Here is a 20,229-nt window from a genome sequence, read left to right as displayed (position 1 = left end):
TTACGGTTAACCTCAGGATTTATTAAAGTTGACTGCTATTATACGCCTGACACGTCTGTTGCCTAGTATTCGTCGACTGAGTTTCACGTCTCGCTCGGGACACGCCTCCCAGGTGGCCTGGTCCGGCCAGGGCGCGGGGATCGTGACGCCCGAGACACACACCGACTGGGTGCGCTTCATCGAACAGGGCCACTTCCTGCCTCAAGGACAGTCACGCGAAGTCGCGTTTCGCAACGTCTATCGCTGGGATTTTCATCCTGAGCATATCGCGCTCTATCATGAGCGCCGTGGCCCCGACGCAGCGGTCTGGCTATTCGATCTCGTCGCCGAATCGGCGACCACATTGATCAGCAAGTCGCCGCATCTCTGCGGTGCCGATACCTACCAGGCCCGGCTCGACCTCGAGCCCCATGGCTTTCGACTCGAATGGCATATCGCAGGACCGCACAAGAATGAGCGACTCGTCTACCATTATCGGCAGCCAGACGATTAACGCAGCGCAGCGCAGCGACACGTCTTCGTCGCCAGCACTGGCAGGCATCGTCACAACGCGCTAGAATAGTTTGAGAACACTGTTTTAAAACAGTATGGCAAGCAACGGAGGTCGCATGAAAGCACTACTTCCTTTAGCACTCATCGGAACATTGGCACTGGCCGGTTGTGCCAACACCTCGCCTTATTCCGGCGATGTCTATCGCAGCGGGCAAGCCGAGACCGCGCAGTCGGTGACTTACGGCACCATCACGTCGGTGCGCCAAGTGCAGATTCAGGCCGGCGATCAGAACGAAGGCATTCTAGGTGGCCTAGGCGGCGCCGTACTGGGTGGCTTGCTGGGGAACCAGGTCGGCGGGGGTTCTGGAAGCACCATCGCTGCGGCGGCCGGAGCCATCGGCGGCAGCGTTGCCGGCAGTAAGGTCGAGAATGCCGCCAACCGTACCCAGGCCTGGGAGATAGAAATTCGGCGCGATAGCGGCGATTCCGTCGTCGTGGTCCAGAAGGCTGACCGCAACTGGCAGGTAGGACAACAAGTGCGCATGGTCGGCAGCGGGGCCAATCTCAGCGTCGCCCCCTACTGAGCCAATGTCACAGCGCTCATGCTCTCGATGGGGGCATGAGCTTTAAAAGCACGCTAATTTTTCCTGTTCGAACCTTTTTACATACGCTATCGTATGTAGCGTGATACGCCACGGATAGGAAAATCGTCTCATGAACAAAGGGCGCACGCTCGGTTACCTCGTCTCTACCCTTGCCTTTACAGCCTTCTCCAGCCCCGTGCTGGCCGATGGAATGCTCACGATCAAGAGCGAAAACGACCTTTTCGCCAGCGGTGACGACGGGCATTACACCAATGGTTTGGAAGTCGACTGGTCCTTCAAACCCGATGAGGCGCACTGGACACGACGTCTCGCCGACGCCGTGCCCGGCTGGTCGGGCGCCGATCTCGACGGCGTGGCTTATCGTGCCGGCCAGCAGATTTACACACCCAACGATATCGACCGCTCGGACCTCGTCGAGAACGACCGGCCCTATGCGGGCCTGCTCTACGCCGGCGTGTCACTCTTCGATGACCACCAATACAATGGCTGGCGCCAGGCGGACGATCTCCACTTCGACGCCGGCATCGTCGGGCCGGCATCGGGGGGGGAAGCCGTACAGAAGAACTTTCATCACCTCATCGGTAGCGACGAACCCAAAGGCTGGTCGCACCAGCTTCATAACGAACCGGTGCTCAACCTGACCTACAAGCGCAGTTGGTGGCTGCAAGACTCGCTCGGCAACCTGGACATGGAATACGGCCCCAATGCAGGCTTTGCCCTCGGCAACCTGTATACGTATGCCGCAAGCGGCGTGGGCCTGCGTATCGGCGATAACCTACACAATAGTGCCGGTATGCCTGCCGTCGCCCCCGCCCAAAGCGGCCGAAGCCATTTCACACCCGGCCAAGGATTTGGCTGGTATGCGTTCGCGAGCCTCGAGGGTCGCTTCATGGCCCACAACCTGTTGCTCGACGGCAATACCTTCGAGGACAGCCACTCAGTGGACCGCCGCCAATGGGTCGGCGATGCGTTGGCCGGTATCGCCTTGACGTGGGACAGCTGGCAGCTCACCTACACCAGCGTCTGGCGGACCCACGAATTCGAAGCCCAAGACGAAGGTGACCAGTTTGGCTCATTGACGCTTTCACTGTGGCTGTGACGCTCCCCGATAACGACAATGCCCCGCATCAGCGGGGCATTGATCTATCGCAAAACGGCTTTTCGTCAATGTAATTTGACGCGGCGCATCAACCAGCATCCCAAGCGCTTGGCGATCCAGAAAAACAGCGCCAGAAGAATCAGCGTCAGTAACATCGAAATCGGATTGACGATGAAGGTGGCGCCCAACACGGCCAGGGCAATGCTCCACACCCAACGATCGTCACCGCCCAGCTGCAACGCCTGCGGAATGCGGCGCATGATCATCTTTCCGAGAGAACCATCCCACGCACGCAGTGCCAGGAAAAGAATCACGGCGAAAGCGATCAGCCAGATCAGCGTTACGGTCATGTTGGCCTCCTGATAGGCAACGTCGGTAATCTTTCAAATGCACCAATCTCGGCAGGGTACCGTCACCCCCTTTACCGCGCAACCGGCGCGACGTCCTGACGCAGGGTGTTATAAAAAGACCGTTCGCCGGTGAATTCGTTCCCGATGCACCTTGAAGTATCGTCATGCAACTCAAAGGGCATATGAAAACCCCGAGAGACCCCTGACACACTTGGGTGAGCGCGTTACCATGGGTGGCGACATACACCCAGAAAGGTCTTCAACATGCAGATTGCCCAGAATTCCGTGGTTTCCTTCCACTACACCCTTACCAATAACGAGGGTGAAGTGCTGGACAGCTCGGAAGGCCGCGATCCTCTGACTTACCTGCACGGCGCGGGCAACATCATTCCAGGGCTGGAAAAGGAACTGGAAGGCCGTCAGAGCGGCGAGAACCTCAAAGTCACCGTCGAGCCGGCAGAAGGCTACGGTGAAACACAGCCCGGCCTGATGCAAGAAGTGCCGCGCGATGCCTTCCAGGGTGTCGACGATATTCAACCGGGCATGCAGTTCCAGGCGCAGACCCAGGGTGGCCCGCTCATGGTCACGGTCACCCAGGTCGAAGGCGACACCGTCACCGTCGATGGCAACCATCCGCTGGCCGGTCAGACATTGAATTTCGATGTCGAGATCGCTGAAGTGCGTGAAGCTTCCGAGGAAGAAGCCGAACACGGTCACGTACACGGTGAAGGCGATCAGGAACAGGAGCACTAAGACGCTCCTTCGCAACACCTGACGTAAAAACGGGCGGCCTGCGGGCCGCCCGTTTCATGTCTACGCCCCGCTTACCAGGGCTTATCTCTCGATGAGTCAGCCTCTTTCCCGAATGATTCTCCGGAGCCACCTTCAGCCCTGCTCAAGGCACGGTAGCCTCCCCCGATACGCATCGCCGCCGTCAGCAGGCACGCCAGCGCGAAGAAGACCGCCAACCCGGGAAAATATGCCGGCCACAGGCAGAAAACGACGAAGGCAATGATTGTCTCGGTACCTTCGGTCAAACCATCCAGGTAGTAAAACGCCTTGTGCTCGAAATGCGGACGCTCCAAGCCATGGCGTGTCGCGGCGATCGCAAAGGCCAAAAACGAGGCGCCGGTCCCCATGAACGCGAAGAGCAAAAAGGCCGCAGGCAAGGCGTTTTGTACCGGGTCGGCGAGCGCGAATCCCAATACAACGGCGGCATAGAAGACGAAGTCCAGGGCGATATCGAGAAATCCGCCAGCGTCGCTTTGACATTGCAGATGACGCGCCAAGGCGCCATCCAGACCGTCACACGCGCGATTGAGAACAATCGCCAAAAGTGCCAGACCATAGGCCTGATAGGCCAATAACGGCAGCGCCAGCATGCCGATTGCAAAGCCGCCCACCGTCAGTTGCGTCGGCGTCACGCCACGACGCCCCAAGCCAATGGCGCAGCGCGCCAGTACCGGCGCAACCCAGGCATTCGTCCATTTATCCAGCATGCGAGTTCTCGCTATTTTTCGAGTAGACTTGATGTATGTTCAGCACATCAGCATGGCACATTAACCCGACGAACCCGACGTTCAGGAGCTTCCCGATGCGCTTTCCCGTGATGGCGTTAGCTCTACTCACAACGCTTGCAGTCGTTCCCATCTCCCAGGCGCATGCCGCACAACGCGAGGCCATCTTCGCCGGTGGCTGTTTCTGGTGCATGGAACCGCCTTACGACAAACTCGAAGGCGTCGTCTCGACAACCTCCGGCTATATCGGCGGTGATAGCGAGCGTCCCACCTACGAGCAGGTCAGCAGCGGCACTACCGGCCATGCCGAGGCGGTCAAGGTCGTCTACGATGACGAGGTCGTCGACTACGACACGCTGCTCGACGTGTTCTGGCACAATATCGATCCCTTTGCCGAGGGACGCCAATTCTGCGATGTCGGTAGCCAATACCGTAGCGCCATCTTCCCTCTCGACAAGCGCCAGCGACGCCTCGCCGAAGCCTCCAAAAAAGCCGTGGAAACGCACTTCGAGCGCGGCGTCAAGACACGCATCGAGCCGAAAGCGCCCTTCTGGGACGCCGAGGAATACCACCAGAACTTCTACAAGAAAAACCCCGTGCGTTACCGCTTCTACCGGGCCGGTTGCGGCCGCGACGACCGTCTTGAGGCGGTATGGGGCGATGACGCCGGCAAACCTTGAAGGTACGCGCTCAGGTCGTCGCCGGCATGCGTCGCTCGCGACGCCACAACCAGGCCGCCACGCTGAAGGTTCCCAGCAACACCAGCAGCGAGGCAGCGATCACGCCGCCCCATTGCCAGCGCGCCCAGAACGGTTCCAGATAGAAACCACCGAGGCTGGCGCCCAGGTAGTAGAACACCAGATACAGCGACGACGCACTGCCCCGCGCGCGCTGGGCGTGGCGGCCCACCCAGCTCGAGGCCATCGAATGCGCCAGGAAGAACCCCACGGCATTAACCGTCAGCCCAGCGACGATCGTGATCAAAGAGGGCACCAAGGTGAGTAACGAGCCGCTCATCAGGATACCGATCCCCAGCATCATGCAGGCCGGTTGCGACAAGCGCTGCGCGATACGTCCGGACAGCGCCGAGCCGACAGTACCGCCGAGATAGGTCAGAAAGATCAGGCCCAGCCATTGCGAGGTGAGAGAAAACGGTGCCTCGCTGAGCCGAAATGTCACATAGCTGTATTGATTGATGAAGATGAAGAAGTTGAATCCGCCGATCAGATAAGCGGCAATCAACCGGGGATCGCGCAAATGCCCTTGCATGTCCCGTGCGGCCTGTCCCACGCGCAACGGCGTGGGTCTGAACTGTTGGGCTGGCGGCAAGGCGCGCCAGAAGACCCAGGTGCATGCCAAGCTCAGACACGCGATTGCCACGAAACTGCTATGCCATCCCCAATGTTCGGCGACCGTACCGCCGATGACACGCCCGCCGATCCCACCCAACGTATTACCGCTGATATAGAGCCCGACAGCCAGCAACAGCGCTGGCTTGTTGAACTCATCGCCCATCCAGGCGATCGCCACCGCAGGCAACCCGCCCAGCAAGAACCCCTGCAAGGCACGCAAGGCCAATAGACTCGCGAAGTTGGGCGCAAAGGCCATAGCCAAGGTGCAGAGACTGGCGAGTATCAGCGTGACGCGCATGATGGCGGTTCGGCCGATGGCATCGGAAAGCGGTCCGTAGAACAGTAGCGACAGTGCCAGCGTCAACATGCTCACCGACATCGCACTGCCCGCAGCCAGCGTCGAGACATCGAAACTCTCGCGAATGGCCGGCAGCAACGGCTGAGCAACGTATAAATTGATGAAGACGGCAAAGGAGCCCAGGCACAGTGCCAGGGTTGCGCGCCACCAGGCGCGAGTACGCGGTTCGATCATAATTTCCTCCATGAGCGCATCATGATCTCGTCCGGCGCACCATTATACAAACAAGACACGAGACGAACCTGTCGCCCCGGCATGGCGAACCGGCGAGTCGCTCATCCTTCGTGGGGTTGGCGATCGATACGCGCCGCCAGTTGCGTTCTATCCATGGGTCGACGTGACTGCCAGTAGTGGCGATTCCAGTAGACATTATCGAGGCGTGACAGCTTGACGCCCTGTGATGTCGAGGCATGCAGGAAATAGCCGTCGTCGACATAGACGCCGACATGATTGTAAGGGCCAGGGGAGCGGAAAAAGACTAGGTCGCCAGCTTCCAGCTCACTGCGCTGGACCCGTCTTCCCTCTTGCATCTGCTGTTCGGTAGTACGCGGCAAAGAGAGCTGAAACGCATCGCTATAGACATGCTGCATCAACGCCGAGCAATCGATGCCACGTTGCGTGGTCCCGCCGAGGCGATACGGAGTCCCGACCCAGCGCCGATGTTCAGATAGCAGCGCCTCGCGAATACGCGCCGGTGACACCAGCGCGCGCTGAACGTCGCTGGCACGAAAGGTGGCCAACGGAGATTCGCGCCCCGCGTTGGGCAGCGCGTCTTCACCGGCTTTGGCAGCCGCGGACAGGGAAGACGATTGTGGCGCGGTATGTTGCGGGCTTTGTGTGGCACAGCCACTCAATAGAGCAGCCAGCACCCATCCCAATGCCATGGTTCGAAGCATCCAAGCGACCTCATCACACGTATTCAACCTCGCGGATGCCTCGGGGCGCTTGCACGAATGCAAGACGACGCCCTGCCTTGCTAGGCACTACCTGGCGAGGGGGTCGCTGTGGTGGTGGCGCGCATCGCAGGTGCCACCGCCAGAGCGGCCTAGACTCGACTCGTTAACATGCCATGTTCCCAATGGTGGGCATCACGACCGACACGATGATAGAGAAACTCCCGCCTTTTGACGAGAGCTCTCGGAAGCGGGATACGAAATGTTTCATCCCGGCGCCCTACCCGATCAGTGCAACGTCCGCGCATCGCCCGGCAGGGTATCGATATGCAGAGGAGCCCAGTGACGTGCGGGCGCACCCGGAAAATCGAGACTCGCCCAGCCGCCGGCCAGCGGTGGCGCGGCCGTCAACCAAGCGGTCAGTGCCTCACCGAATCCTTGCAGGAACGCCTCACGCTCGTCGGTCTCACCCATGAAGAAGGAAAAGCCCGCGTAAAGCCCACGGGCATAGTCGTACCAACTCGCATAATGCGATTGCGCCAAGTGAGCGGCGCGCTCTACCAGGGCGTCGAACTCCACCGCCGTCAGCCAATTCATCTGTCGCCCGGCAATCGCGAGATCGACGGCCTGGGCCACATCCCAGGCGGCCATGTCGTACTCGTTGCATCCCGAGGCGTTATTCTCGACACGCCGCAGGCGCAATAGATGATTGCGATCATCCTCGCTGCACTCGCCGGACTCGATGATCGCGACTTCCTCACGCAAGCGCGCGGCATTGAGCGTGTAAGGCGCATAGTTGATCTGATATTCCTGGCGGTCGCCCGCCTCGATCAGAAAATCCAGGAACTCCCTGAGTGCCTCCGCCGACAGCAACCCATAATGGCTATCGAGCCATTCGCGAAGCTCTTCACGCTCGCTACCGACTTCAGGGCCCGGAGCGCTCCACACAGGGGCATTGAGAGGGCCGACCAACGCCAAGGCCGTGAAGCGCGGCAACGACAAGCGCTCGCCGGGTTCAATCCAGGTGCCATGGCGCCAGTCGAGCCAATGGAAGGGGCTTCCCGGGTCATCGCGGTGCCAACGAATTTCCGCCACCAGGGACGGCTCTTCCGCTTCTGGAAGCGCCGCCTCCCATGCCGCCCACGCCTCGATCAGCGCCTTGGGGCCACTATAAAAGCGACTCAGCACACCGCGCAGCGACTCCGCCAGCGCCTCGAGCTCACGTCGATCGTAATCACCGCTGTCGGCACACATCATCAGATAGAAAGCGTATTTCTCCGCCATGAAGATCGTCGCCGCATGGCGCGCGCAGTGCTTGAGGCCATTGCGAAGTCGCACGGCCTCTGACATAGCATGTCCAAAAGGGGTTTTTGCCGCGGGCAATGCCCCGTGAGCGGCATCCGCAGCCAGTTGATTGAGATGATGCACCTGTCCGGGCAACCACAAACTGGCCAGACCAGCCGTGCCCATGGCAGGTTCTAGGCCCAACGTGTCACGCAGATAGCGGCGCGCTTCGTCTCGCTGCTGCGCATCTGGGGGGCGGTCGATGCCCTGCCGATACAATAGATCGGGTTCACGCATCGCCGACAACGCCAGGACCCAGTGCCACGCCGGGGCACGCCAGGCGCGAATGACCGGGCGCGCGGCCTCGCGCTGGGCATCATCCAGCAGCGCCTCGAGCGTTACCTGCCAGGGGCTCGACCGTGAACGCAACAAGACATCCCAGTCACGCGCGAAATCCGCACGTCGATCGGCCCCCTCGAAAAGACTACGCCCACGCTGGTACGCCTTGGCGACGGCCGTCCAGTCGCGATACCGGCGCATCAGCAGATCGCCTGCGTGCGCGGCAAATGCCTCGGCTTCCTGGGCGTCGAGCCAGCCCGCGTTCCAGCCTGCGTAGGCTAAATCCGCCAGCCGCAGCCAATCCCATGCCGCCCATTCCAGCGGCTCTCCGCCATCGATGAATGTCAGCATTATCTGGCCGTAGTCACTCGCCTGGCCGAGCGACTCCCACCATTGACGTCGAGCGCTTTCGCCCTGAGGGGTCAAACGCGCGGCATCGAGATCCCATGTATAACGATGCCCTTGCCCGCCCAACCACAGCAGCATGCGAATCAATTCATCGCGCCCGTCGATCTGCCAGACATCGACCAACCAGCGCTCCACCTCCGGCCAGTCCAAGCGCGCATCGCACGTCGCAGCCAGTACGGGGGCGAAGACCGCGCGCAACCGCCATACGCCAGCGTTCTGATCGACCGGCCACGGCAACTCACGAGGCCGGTCGGACAGCCACTCGGCGAGTACCTCCCAAGTGACGCCGGCCGCTTCGCGCTCGAGTTGCGACAATGCTTCGCAGGCCTCGAGAAAGCCGTCATCGTCATGCGTCCAGTCGATTTGCCCTCGCTCGTGGCGCAACGCCGTCAGCCATGCATCCAGCGAGGCATGATGCGCCTGGATGTCGGCAGCAATCCACTCTGCCCAGGCCTGGGCTCGGGTAACGTCCAGCCAACCGGCAGCGCCCGACAACGCCAGCAGCTCAAGTGCTTGTAGCTGGCGCAAAGCCTCGCCCTGCCCCAGCATGCACGCTTCGGCCAGGCGCCAGCCGAGCTCTCCCCGTTCGCGCACGTCCAACAACGCTAGACGGGCCTGCGCCGTCTCGGGCGGCACACTCAACGGTTCGGGATCAAACGCCCAGCCGCACAGCACCAATTGCTGGGCCCACCAGGCGTTAAGAGGATCGATCAAGACGCACCTCACTCATGACTCGGCATTCACACAACGGCGCCATAGTGTACCGGAAAGAGACTGGTGTCGCCGATACGCAAGGCACGATAACCTGCCTGCGCAGGGATACGAAAAATCGCTGGACGCCACCTCGCCCAAGTGTTTTAAATAATGCACACTCGTCACACAATAGGCGATGAATCACGCTTCACCCGGAGGCTTCCATGAGTCAGCCAACACCCAATATCTTGATCGACCGCGCCTACATCGGCGGCGAGTGGCGCGATAGCGCGCGCCGTTTCGCCGTCACCGACCCTGCCACGGGCGAAACCCTGGCCGAGGTACCCGACCTGGGCGCCACCGATGCACACGATGCCATCGCCGCCGCCGAAGCCGCTTGGCCGGCATGGCGCAAACGCCCCGCCAAGGAGCGCGCGTCCTTGTTGCGTGCCTGGTTCGAGCGTGTCATGGCCCACCGCGAAGCCCTGGCACAACTCATGACCCTGGAACAGGGCAAACCCCTCTCTGAATCGCGTGGCGAGGTCGCCTACGGGGCCAGCTTCATCGAATACTACGCCGAGGAAGCCAAACGCATTGCCGGCGAGACCTTGCCCGGCCACGGTGCCGACAAACGTATTCTCGTCATGCGCGAACCGATCGGCGTGGTGGCGGCGATCACGCCCTGGAACTTCCCGCTGGCGATGATTACCCGCAAATGCGCCCCGGCCTTGGCGGCCGGCTGCCCGGTAGTGATCAAGCCTGCGGAAGCCACCCCGCTAACCGCCCTGGCATTGGCCAAGCTCGCCGATGATGCTGGGCTACCCGCAGGGGTCATCAACGTGCTTACCGCCGAGAAGCCCGCCGAGATCGGTCACGTTCTGACCACCGACCCTCGAGTACGCAAGGTCTCGTTCACCGGCTCGACACCGGTCGGTAAGCGCTTGCTCGCGCAATGTGCCGAGACGGTCAAGAAAGCATCCATGGAGCTGGGCGGCAATGCGCCCTTCGTCGTCTTCGACGATGCCGATCTGGATGCCGCCGTGGAGGGCGCCATCGCCTCCAAATTCCGCAATTCCGGGCAGACCTGCGTGTGCACCAACCGCTTCCTGGTGCAAGACGGCATCTACGACGCCTTCATCGCCAGATTCGCCGAGCGCATCGCACAACTCAAGGTCGGTAACGGCCTCGACGACGACGTGACCCAAGGCCCCTTGATCAACGCCGCCGCCATCGACAAGGTGCAGGCACACATTGCCGATGCCCGGTCCAAGGGCGCACGCTTGGTGTGTGGCGGCGAACCGCACGCGTTGGGCGGCACCTTCTTCCAACCGACCCTGCTCGCCGACGTCACCGACGACATGCATGTCGCCCGCGAAGAGACATTCGGCCCCGTGGCGCCGGTCTTTCGTTTCACCGACGAGGCTCAGGCCATCGCCATGGCGAATGCCACCGAATTCGGCCTTGCCGCCTATGTCTATGCGCGCGACTATCGGCGTATATGGCACGTAATGGAAGGCCTCGAATACGGCATGGTCGCCATCAACGAAGGGCTTCTATCGACCGAGCTGGCGCCCTTCGGCGGCATCAAGGAGTCCGGGCTGGGACGCGAAGGCTCGCACCACGGTCTCGAGGAATACACCGAACTAAAATATGTCTGCATGGGCGGACTTTGACAAGGAGGCAAGCATGAACAACGCACAGCTCAATGAACTCAAGACACGCTATGTCGCCAGCGGCGCCGCGAGCCCGGCGACCCAGTTTGCCGAGCGCGCCGAGAACGCCCTGATCTGGGATGCCGACGGCAATCGCATCATCGACTTCGCCGGCGGCATCGGCGTGCTCAACGTCGGCCACCGTCATCCCAAGGTAGTGCAAGCGGTCAAGGACCAGCTCGACAAGGTGATGCACACCTGCCAGACGGTGATGCCCTATGAAGGCTACGTGAAGGTCGCCGAGAAGCTCAGCCAGCTCACCCCGGTACGCGGCCATGGCAAGGTAATGCTCGCCAACTCTGGGGCCGAGGCGCTGGAAAACGCCGTCAAGGTGGCCCGCGCGGCGACCGGGCGCGACAACGTCATCTGCTTCACCGGCGGCTACCATGGCCGGACCTTCATGACCATGGCGATGAACGGCAAGGTCGCGCCCTACGCCACCGACTTCGGCAGCATGCCGGGCAACGTCTTCCGTGCGCCCTACCCGGTGCCTTATCACGGCGTCAGCGAGGAAGACGCGCTAAACGGCCTGAAGATGACGCTCAAGACCGATGCCAACCCAAGTGATACTGCGGCCATCGTGCTCGAGCCAGTCCTCGGCGAAGGCGGTTTCTATGCGGCCTCGCCCAGCTTCCTCAAGGCGGTCCGCGAGATCTGCGACGAGCATGGCATGCTGATGATCGTCGATGAGGTGCAATCCGGCTTCGGTCGCACCGGCAAGCTGTTCGCCATCGAGCACAGCGGCGTCGAACCCGACATCATCACCATGGCCAAGAGCATGGCCGACGGCATGCCGATCTCCGCCGTGGTCGGCACCGACAAGGTCATGGACGCTTCAGGCGGTAACTCGCTGGGCGGTACCTACACCGGCAGCCCGGTCTCCTGCGCCGCCACGCTGGCGGTGCTGGAAGTCTTCGAAGAGGAGAAGATTCTCGAGAAGAGCCAGGCGCTAGGTGACAAGCTGGGCGAGCGCTTCGCAAAATGGCAGCAAGACTTCGCCTGCGTCGACAACGTCCGTCACCTGGGGGCCATGGCCGCCTTCGACGTGGTCGCCGACAAGGCCAAGCACACGCCGGATGCTGAACTGACCGGAGCGCTGTGCAAGAAGGCGCGCGAGAAAGGGCTGATCCTGCTGTCCTGCGGCCTTTACGGCAACACCCTGCGTTTCTTGATGCCGGTCACTATCGAGGATGACGTGCTCCAGGAAGGCCTGGACATCGTCGAAGCCTGCCTCAAGGAGCTGAACCACGCGTAAACGACTCGCGCGCACTCATGACAACGCGTGCTCATGACAACGCGTGCTCATGACAATCAGGGGGCGCCATGCCAATGGCGCCCCTTCGTCGTTAAAGCCAGGGTGTTAGAGCCGCGCAGCGACGTCAGCGCGCCACCTTCTCGGTATGCGACGGCGGCGACCCCACCCTCGGCAGCAGCCAACGCTGGATGGCATTGCGCACCCGCAGCACGAACTGTTCCTGAAAAATCACGCAGAACAGCACCGTCAACAAGAGAAACAACGGGTAGAGCACCAGCGAGCTATCACCGGCAGCGTCGAAACAGGCGCGAAATCCGCTCGTGCACAGGGCGGGATCGCCCGCGAAAACGCGCTCGATTCGGGTGAAGATCACGAACAGCGGCACATGCAGCGCGAACATCGGCAGCGACGCGCCACCCAGCCGACTCGCCAAGCGACGCACACGGCGACTCTCGGGCGTGCGCCATTGCGTGGCCAGTAGAATCAATGCCAACTGCGCGGGCAGTAACAAGCCATTATGCAGCAGGTAATACCAAGCATGGCCCTTACCCAACAACCAGACCGCCACCACGACACAGCTCGCCACGAATACCACCAGCAACAGCCGCTGCCTGACACTCAGCCAGCCGCCCGCCGCCCGATAGCGGGTATACCACACGCACAATAGTATTCCCGCCACGAATTCCGGCAAGCGGATCAACGGATTACGGTGCAGGATACCCGTTTCGGGCATGCCGAAGTCGGTCATGGCGATGACCAGTAACGGGGGAATCAGGTACAGCACATTGGTCAGCGCTAGGGCCCGGCCCACGCGACGCAGACGAAATAGGCGCGGCGCTAACCACGGGAAGACCAGATAAAAGCCCATCAGCGCCGAAATCGACCAGGATGGCGGGTTGAAGGTCAGGTAATACGGATTCCAGGCATGCAGTAGACCGACATTGAGCACCAGATTGAGCGCAAGCTCGCCGTTGCCCATGAAATGCTCGAGAGCATCCGGCGTCGCTTGTCCCAGATCATTATTGACGTCGTAAATGACGAAACGAGGCGACATCCCGGCGTCTTGAGGAGAGATCGCCAGATAGCCTACCAATAGGGAAATACCGATCGCCAGCAACAGAGAACCGATATGAATCGGATACAGATTCGAGAAGCGTTTGATCCAGAAACTACGCGCCGGCTCACGCAGTTGGCGATGCTCATCGAGGTACACGTGGGTCAGCAAAAATCCCGACAGCACGAAGAAAGTACTCGTCGAGAAAAAACCGATATCCGTCACGTAATGCGACCAAGCACTGATCGACGGATAGGTATGCAGGGTATGGAAGATAACGATATAAAGCCCGAGCGCGAAGCGTAACCACTCCAGGCCGATGAAGCGTTCCTTCTGGGCTGTCTGTTGCGTCTTGTCCATAAGCGCGAATCTCACAGCAGTTCCGAGGGCACGGCATTCATGAAAAGCCCCGACCTCTCAACGGGGTCGGGGCAATGAGTCATGCGTTTTCCATCTTCAACGGGTGCTCTTCAGCGTGTCGGTACCTCACGACGCGCTACGACTTGCGGACCTTGGCTACGATCCACAGCAGCAGCACCGCACCAATCACGGCCATGATCAACGAGCCGATGATATTGGTCTGCGCAAGCCCCAGTAGACTGAAGAGGAAACCGCCGATCACCGCGCCCACGATGCCGACCCCAATGTTGCCGAGGATACCGAAGCCGCCACCGCGCATGATCTTGCCAGCAATCCAGCCGGCCAAGCCCCCGATGATCAACCACAAAATGATACTCATTCCTTCATCTCCTTCTTTCCTTGAATGCGACGCTAAATGACAGACCACTTACAGACATCGTTTCCAGCATAGCAGCTAGGCTGGCAGCGATGACGTCATACCCCATCGTCTCATCCCGGTACCCGCCATGAGACAGGCGTCGGCATGCCGAGTTCACGCCAGTCCGGGTGTGCATCGGACGATGTCCATACCCAGTGATGCAGCATCGACAGCAGCACGGGGTCATCGAGAAAGTTCAGTTGGGTCGCGGGCTTCACCTTGCTGGGATTCTCGGTGACGACCGCCCTGACCCGCTCTTCTCGACGCCGCCGCAGGAGCGCCGATACGCCATGTCGGCTCGTGGCCAGTGCACACCCTAGCGCATTGGCCACAGGATCGACGGCTACCTGCACGAAGGTCGGTGCCGCCGACTGCTGGGCACGCATGCGTTTCAGATGCCGCACCATGCGCCGCAACACACGCGGAGGGTGCGTCTCTTCGGGAATACGAAACAAGCGCGCATGCTGACACCAGCGCCCCAGCGACACACGGCTGGAAAGCACCGAGACGGGAATCGACACCATCAAGGCGCCAACGATGGGCGCCAACCACCAGAGAAAGGTCGGTTCCATATAATACACGCCGACAGCCCATACCGCCCCGATGAGCGTCTGTACGCCATGGTGACGCACGGCATCGCCCCATGGCGTATCGCTGTTATCACGCGACGGAGAGCGCCACTGTATGGCACGTCCCAGAAGCGCCGTCAGTACGAAGCGTGTATGAAAGAGCATTCGCACCGGCGCCATCAGCATGGAAAACAGCGATTCCAGGACCATACTCGCGCATAGCCGCAAGCCGCCGCCGAATTCCTTGGACCCTTGCGCGATAACCAGGATCACGCTGAGCACCTTGGGCAAGAACAACAGCGTCGCCGTCGCCGAGAACAGCCCCACCGCCATGGTCGGATTCCACTGCGGCCAGACAGGGAACATCATGCCCGGTTCGGGGAAATACTGGGGTGTACTCAACGTATGCACCGCCAGCAAGGCCGTCGACAAGATCAGAAACAAGCACCACAGCGGCGCCGATATATACGACATCACGCCGGTCAGGAAGACCGCACGATGCACGGGATGAATACCCTTGGCCAGAAACAGGCGAAAGTTCATCAAGTTGCCGTGACACCAGCGGCGATCGCGATTGAGCTCGTCGAGGAGATTGGGGGGCATCTCTTCGTAACTGCCATCCAGGTTGTAGGCGATCCACACACCCCATCCCGCGCGGCGCATCAACGCTGCTTCGACGAAATCGTGAGACAGGATTTCCCCGGACAGCGAGCCTTTCCCCGGCAACGGCGCCAACATGCAGTGGCGCATGAAGGGGGCCAGGCGAATGATCGCATTATGCCCCCAGTAATGTGACTCGCCCAACTGCCAGAAATGCAGCCCCGCCGTGAACAGCGGCCCGTAGACACGCGTGGCGAACTGTTGCATACGCGCATAGAGGTTTAGACGGCCGGAGGCACGCGGCGCGGACTGGATGATCCCCGCTTTGGGATGCGCTTCCATCAACCGCACCAGACGCGTCAAACACGCACCGCTCATGACGCTGTCGGCATCCAGCACCAACATATAGCGGTAATTGGCGCCCCAACGGCGGCAGAAGTCGTCGATATTGCCGCTCTTGCGCTTCATGCGACGCTGGCGGCGCCGATAGAAGACGCGGTCGAAGGCATCCAGTTCACGACACAGCGACAACCAGGCGTGCGTCTCCGCGATCGCCAGTTCGGGGTCGAAGCTATCGCTCAGGATGAACAGGTCGAAGTGGCGTTCCTGGCCGCTATCGCGCAGCGACTCGAGCGTGGCACGCACACCCGCAAAGACGCGTGCAACGTCTTCGTTGCAGATGGGCACGACCAAGGCCGTGCGCGCCGTCTCCTCGATCGGCGCATCCTCCTCCACGTCACGGGCATCGATTGCGTAGCGGTCGCGTCCGCGCAACAGCTGGAAGAATCCCATGAGAGCCGTCCAGAACCCTGCCGAGACCCAACAAAACAACAGCACGAACAGCGTCAGAATGGCGATCTCAAGCGCTTGTTTGCCTTGATAGGGTAATACCGAACGCATGTATTCCGCCGCGACCAGGCTCTGCCCCACCACCAGAATCAACAGAATTCGGCGTCGCAGCATGCCGACTTTTTGCCAACGCGGTGTCGGGGAAGCTTCAGGCTTAGCCTTATGCCGGCGTCGAAACCCCCGGTCGATCCACTTGCGCACTCGTTGTCCATAGCGCACGAAGGGGTTGGTCGCCCAGGGTTCCGGCGCCAAGGGCGTGCGCGTCATCGGCGGCGTAGTACAAAGCTGCGTGATGCCTTGCGCATCGGTCGTGAGCACGGTGGGTGGCGCCAACGGACGGGCGCTATACGCCAGCGACAGACGCGCGCCCACCGACGTCGCGGCCGGGTCATCCTCCGCGACCTCGCGCGCGCCGAGGCTCGAATGCAAGGCTTCCATGCCTTGTTCATCGAGGCGACTGGCGAGTAGCTCGCGGCGCGCTCTACGGGAGTCCGTTTCCTGTGCCAGGCGCTCGAGATAATCGCCCGTCACCGTACCGGCTTGTGTATCAACCATTGGCAGGGAGCCGGTAATACCAGGTTTCCGAAAGCCGCTCATCCCCATCCTTCAAGAAGGCGCGGATATCCAGCGGTTTGCTGCCATCGCTGCGCTTGACGCGCAATAACATGCGCCAACCGCCTTCGGCATCATTGGATACGACACGGCTTTCGACCAGCTCGCCGTTATCTCCAACATCGGCCGCGACTTCCATAGTGGCGCCGTCTTCCAAAGACTCCAGGCCCGGCCCCTTGAAATCGACGATGAAGGCCAGCGATCCATCGGTCTCACGTACCAGGTTGTCCTTACGCACCTCGCCTTGCGAGCGGCGCGTCTGGTCGGCCCAGGACAAATCGGGGCTATGAAACTTGGCTTCGTGCGTCGTCCAGTACATGCGGTAACTGAAGTCGAGTTCATCCCCCGCTTGTGGCGCTTCGTCGGGCTTCCACAAGGTGACGATGTTGTCGTTGGTTTCGTCGGGCGTAGGAATCTGGATCAATTCGATCTGACCTTTGCCCCAGTCGCCCTGCGGCTCGACCCACACGCTTGGACGACGGTCGTAGCGATCGTTGAGATCTTCATAGTCGTGAAAGTCGTGACTGCGCTGAAGCAGCCCAAACCCCTTGAGGGAGTCGACATCCTGCTCATCGACCATCAACTTGTCGGGATTGGCAAGCGGGCGCCAGACCCAGTCTTCCTCGCTCCCTTCTGCTTGTTTGCCTCCGTCGTGCACCAACAAGCCATTGGAATCGTGAATCGCCGGGCGATAGTTGAGTGAATCAGTAGGCTGACCAGGGCCATATAGGTACATACTCGTCAGCGGTGCGACACCCAACTTTTCTACGGCGTTACGCATGAAAAGCTGCGATGTTACATCGACGACGGTGTCTTCGCCGGGGCGGAGGACGAAACGATAAGCGCCGGAAAGGCTCGGTGAGTCGAGCAAGGCGAACACCGTCAGGTACTGGCTATCCTTGCTCGGCTTGACGACCCAGAACTCACGAAACGCGGGGAATTCCTCACCACTGGGTAACGCCGTGTCGATCGCCAGTCCACGACCGGAAGCACCATAGGTCTGATCACGTCCCAAGGTGCGAAAGTAGCTCGCCCCCTGAAAGGCCATGATTTCATTCATGCGGTCGGCGTCATTGAGCGCATTGGTCACCTTGAAACCCGCAAACCCGAGGTTCTCAAGATCTTCATCGGGAATATCCAGATCGCCGTAAGCGAAATCGTCAGGGTTGAAGGAAATGTCTTCTACCTCACCATCCACCACGGTGTGTATCTTCACCGGGGTGTCGTAGTGCATCCCTTCATGAAAGAACGCGAGATTGAAGGGTAGATCCTCATCTCCCCACAGCGCGTGACCATCTTTGGTGTGAATCTTGGCGTAGTCAGAATACTCCAGGTTGCTCAGCGATTCCGGCAGGTTCGCTCCGGGGGATTGATACCCCTGCTCGGAAATTTTTTCGGCTTTCTTGACCACATCTTCAAAGCCAAAGGCAACACAAGCCTGCGCCGCGAAGGCCAACCATATGCCCAGGACGCCCGCGAGAGGGCGACTACAACGGCGCGAGGAAATTGCCGTCAAAAAATGTCGATTCGGTACACTCACATTACTACTCCCTTGCGGCTTTTCAGGGGGAAATCACCCCTTTACGTCACATTCTTCGGCTGAACACACTAGTCTATGCAATACACTCAACGAAGATAAAAGTTCCGGAGCAACGCAGATTGATGAGACGAGAAGCCTTCCATGCTCCTGACACAAGAGCTTAGCATCACGCAGGGCGTGAAGGGAGCCCACTGGCAGCGTTGTCGTTACATGGCGCTCATCCGCACTTTCTCCACACCGACGAAGGGTACCTGATGTCGACACTGTCAACGCCGCCACCCTCTCGCACGCCGAGTCCCAATGCCTGGCGATGGATAGGCGCCTTCATTGGTCTTGTGCTTGCCACTTACCCGATCGTGGCGGCCGATCGTCTCTACCTCGACGATATCTGGCGCAGCATGCATGGCGACCCCGGCTGGACCTCGAATGCGCGCCCTCTCGCCGACGCCGTCATGCTCATGCTCAACCTAGGCACACGTGTCGTCGAGCTGGCTCCACTTCCTTTATGGTTGGGATTGGCCGGCGTCGCGACAATGCTCGTCGGACTACGCCAGACCTTTGTAAAATTTAGTGACGGCCACGCCTGGCTTGCGATGGCGCTGTTGGTCCTGCAGCCCTTCTTCCTGCAGAACCTTTCCTATCAGTTCGATGCCTTGCCCATGGCACTTGCCGTTAGTTGCGCCGGGTTGGCCTTTGCCATCGGCATGAGATCGTCACCGAAAAAGGGGCTCATGCTGTCAGTCATCGGCTTATTCGCCAGCCTATGCTTCTATCAGGCGGCAGTGAGCGTTTACTTCGTGTTGCTCGCGTTTCATGCCCTGCTCAGCTTGGCCACGCATGGCACACTACAATGGCGGCGTCATGTCGGCTTGCTGGCCGCAGGCGCCGTCACGCTGCTGGGGTACAAGCTGATCTCGGGCTGGTGGCTAGCTGGCGATTATAGCTTATCGCATAGCCAAATGGCTGCCCCGGCGACATTGCCCATGCATATCCTCGACAACACCCTGACCTTCTGGCGTTATGCGGCCAGGACGCTCGCCGGTGCACCTTGGTGGGGCCTATCGGCCACGGCGCTGATCGCACTGACCGGCCTGATCCTGGGTACCCTCAACCCTCCTCAGGCCAAGCGCCCCCTCGCCTGGCCCTGGCGACTCTTGCTCCTGTTGGTCATCTTGCTGCTACTACCGCTTGGCGCGCTGGGCATCATGGCAGCGCTTGAAGATCCTCTCTGGCGTCCGCGCACCTTCATCGGATTCGGCGCCTTGTGCGCCGGCTCACTGTTTTGCGCAGTCGCTATTTGCGAGCGCTACGGATGGCCACGCTTAGGCATGTCAATGCTCATTCTCGTGCTGGGAGGTGCCACAGTGATCGCGTATGCCTATGGCAATGCCCAGGGCAGCCAAAAAGCGTTCGAGGAAAGCGTGTCGCGCCAGCTAGTCGACGACCTGCGACGGTTCGAGGCGAACGGTCCGCTCGTCGTCTTCGGCACCCTCCCGCTGAGTAGCAGCGCCGACAACAGCGTACGCGCGCTTCCCGTGCTCAAGGAACTGCTGGGGCGCTATCTCGACAACGGCTATTGGTGGGGCTATCAAAACCTCTACCGTCTGGGCTTGCCCCAGCGTTACGAGTTCAATGGCGACCAGGCGCTGCGCGACGCCTTCGCCGACCGTTGCACTACCCTCGAGCCTTTCCTGGAACGTGGCTGGTACACACTGTACCAGTGGCAAGACGCAACCTTCGTCTCCTTGGACGGGGCCTGCCGAAGGAACGCTAGCAACCCATGAGTCGAGCTGCACAGACATTGCTCGAGCAATGTCAGACAAATGGCGAATGGTAGTTTACGGTTCGCCGGCTAAAATTCGTCCCCACG

At 60.5% G+C, this 20,229-nt stretch carries 17 protein-coding genes; 8 read left to right on the top strand and 9 right to left on the bottom strand.

Annotation, left to right across the window (positions count from 1 at the left end; genetic code table 11):
- Positions 1 to 28: 28 nt before the first annotated feature.
- From L1071_RS04105 to L1071_RS04095, 3 genes are all read left to right on the top strand, one after another.
- Positions 29 to 493, top strand: a complete 465-nt coding sequence (locus L1071_RS04105; protein WP_246969047.1) for a DUF6314 family protein — start codon at positions 29 to 31, stop codon at positions 491 to 493.
- Between the two features lie 115 nt (positions 494 to 608).
- Positions 609 to 1,076: an outer membrane lipoprotein gene (locus tag L1071_RS04100; protein WP_246969044.1), complete on the top strand. Its 468-nt coding sequence runs from the start codon at positions 609 to 611 to the stop codon at positions 1,074 to 1,076.
- Between the two features lie 130 nt (positions 1,077 to 1,206).
- On the top strand, positions 1,207 to 2,196 hold the full coding sequence (locus L1071_RS04095) for a lipid A deacylase LpxR family protein (protein ID WP_246969041.1): 990 nt from the start codon (positions 1,207 to 1,209) through the stop codon (positions 2,194 to 2,196).
- Between the two features lie 65 nt (positions 2,197 to 2,261).
- Here L1071_RS04095 and L1071_RS04090 read toward each other — a convergent pair whose 3' ends face one another.
- Positions 2,262 to 2,546 (bottom strand): hypothetical protein, encoded by a 285-nt coding sequence (locus tag L1071_RS04090; protein ID WP_246969038.1) that lies wholly within the window; start codon positions 2,544 to 2,546, stop codon positions 2,262 to 2,264.
- A gap of 264 nt (positions 2,547 to 2,810) precedes the next feature.
- Here L1071_RS04090 and L1071_RS04085 point away from each other — a divergent pair, with 264 nt between their 5' ends.
- Complete coding sequence (locus tag L1071_RS04085; protein WP_246969035.1) at positions 2,811 to 3,299, top strand: FKBP-type peptidyl-prolyl cis-trans isomerase; 489 nt, start codon at positions 2,811 to 2,813, stop codon at positions 3,297 to 3,299.
- Between the two features lie 71 nt (positions 3,300 to 3,370).
- On the opposite strand, the gene L1071_RS04080 is transcribed toward L1071_RS04085, so the two are convergent.
- Positions 3,371 to 4,045, bottom strand: coding sequence for a CDP-alcohol phosphatidyltransferase family protein (locus L1071_RS04080; protein ID WP_246969032.1), 675 nt, complete (start codon positions 4,043 to 4,045; stop codon positions 3,371 to 3,373).
- 95 nt (positions 4,046 to 4,140) lie between these two features.
- Between L1071_RS04080 and msrA the strand changes: the two genes are divergently transcribed.
- Positions 4,141 to 4,743, top strand: coding sequence for a peptide-methionine (S)-S-oxide reductase MsrA (gene msrA / locus L1071_RS04075; RefSeq protein ID WP_246969029.1), 603 nt, complete (start codon positions 4,141 to 4,143; stop codon positions 4,741 to 4,743).
- A gap of 10 nt (positions 4,744 to 4,753) precedes the next feature.
- Here msrA and L1071_RS04070 read toward each other — a convergent pair whose 3' ends face one another.
- The 3 genes from L1071_RS04070 to L1071_RS04060 all read right to left on the bottom strand — a co-directional run bounded on the left by L1071_RS04070 (position 4,754) and on the right by L1071_RS04060 (position 9,411).
- Positions 4,754 to 5,947 carry an MFS transporter gene (locus L1071_RS04070; RefSeq protein ID WP_246969026.1) on the bottom strand — a complete coding sequence of 398 codons (1,194 nt, stop codon included), beginning with the start codon at positions 5,945 to 5,947 and terminating at the stop codon, positions 4,754 to 4,756.
- 101 nt (positions 5,948 to 6,048) lie between these two features.
- Entirely contained in the window at positions 6,049 to 6,669 is a 621-nt protein-coding gene (locus L1071_RS04065; protein ID WP_246969023.1) for a C40 family peptidase, read from the bottom strand.
- Between the two features lie 285 nt (positions 6,670 to 6,954).
- Complete coding sequence (locus L1071_RS04060) at positions 6,955 to 9,411, bottom strand: DUF1266 domain-containing protein (protein ID WP_246969020.1); 2,457 nt, start codon at positions 9,409 to 9,411, stop codon at positions 6,955 to 6,957.
- A gap of 203 nt (positions 9,412 to 9,614) precedes the next feature.
- Between L1071_RS04060 and L1071_RS04055 the strand changes: the two genes are divergently transcribed.
- Positions 9,615 to 11,063 carry an NAD-dependent succinate-semialdehyde dehydrogenase gene (locus L1071_RS04055; protein WP_246969017.1) on the top strand — a complete coding sequence of 483 codons (1,449 nt, stop codon included), beginning with the start codon at positions 9,615 to 9,617 and terminating at the stop codon, positions 11,061 to 11,063.
- A gap of 13 nt (positions 11,064 to 11,076) precedes the next feature.
- Positions 11,077 to 12,357: a 4-aminobutyrate--2-oxoglutarate transaminase gene (gene gabT / locus L1071_RS04050; protein ID WP_246969014.1), complete on the top strand. Its 1,281-nt coding sequence runs from the start codon at positions 11,077 to 11,079 to the stop codon at positions 12,355 to 12,357.
- A 124-nt stretch (positions 12,358 to 12,481) separates the two neighbouring features.
- Here gabT and L1071_RS04045 read toward each other — a convergent pair whose 3' ends face one another.
- The 4 genes from L1071_RS04045 to L1071_RS04030 form a co-directional block, all read right to left on the bottom strand.
- Positions 12,482 to 13,771 carry an acyltransferase family protein gene (locus L1071_RS04045; RefSeq protein WP_246969011.1) on the bottom strand — a complete coding sequence of 430 codons (1,290 nt, stop codon included), beginning with the start codon at positions 13,769 to 13,771 and terminating at the stop codon, positions 12,482 to 12,484.
- A gap of 136 nt (positions 13,772 to 13,907) precedes the next feature.
- Positions 13,908 to 14,150: a GlsB/YeaQ/YmgE family stress response membrane protein gene (locus tag L1071_RS04040; protein ID WP_040243976.1), complete on the bottom strand. Its 243-nt coding sequence runs from the start codon at positions 14,148 to 14,150 to the stop codon at positions 13,908 to 13,910.
- A gap of 110 nt (positions 14,151 to 14,260) precedes the next feature.
- A complete protein-coding gene (mdoH, locus tag L1071_RS04035; protein ID WP_246969009.1) occupies positions 14,261 to 16,762 on the bottom strand; it encodes a glucans biosynthesis glucosyltransferase MdoH in 2,502 nt (833 codons plus the stop codon).
- Positions 16,755 to 18,359 carry a glucan biosynthesis protein G gene (locus L1071_RS04030; protein WP_246969007.1) on the bottom strand — a complete coding sequence of 535 codons (1,605 nt, stop codon included), beginning with the start codon at positions 18,357 to 18,359 and terminating at the stop codon, positions 16,755 to 16,757. Before L1071_RS04030 ends, mdoH begins: the two co-directional genes overlap by 8 nt.
- Before the next feature lie 254 nt (positions 18,360 to 18,613).
- On the opposite strand from L1071_RS04030, the gene L1071_RS04025 reads away from it, so the two are divergent.
- The gene (locus L1071_RS04025; RefSeq protein ID WP_246969005.1) at positions 18,614 to 20,143 is read left to right on the top strand and encodes a glucosyltransferase domain-containing protein; all 1,530 of its coding nucleotides are present in this window, start codon (positions 18,614 to 18,616) and stop codon (positions 20,141 to 20,143) included.
- Positions 20,144 to 20,229: the final 86 nt, after the last annotated feature.

It is taken from the genome of Chromohalobacter sarecensis, assembly GCF_023061135.1.
Classification (GTDB): Bacteria; Pseudomonadota; Gammaproteobacteria; order Pseudomonadales; family Halomonadaceae; genus Chromohalobacter; species Chromohalobacter sarecensis.
This window is presented reverse-complemented; position numbering and strand designations above follow the sequence as displayed.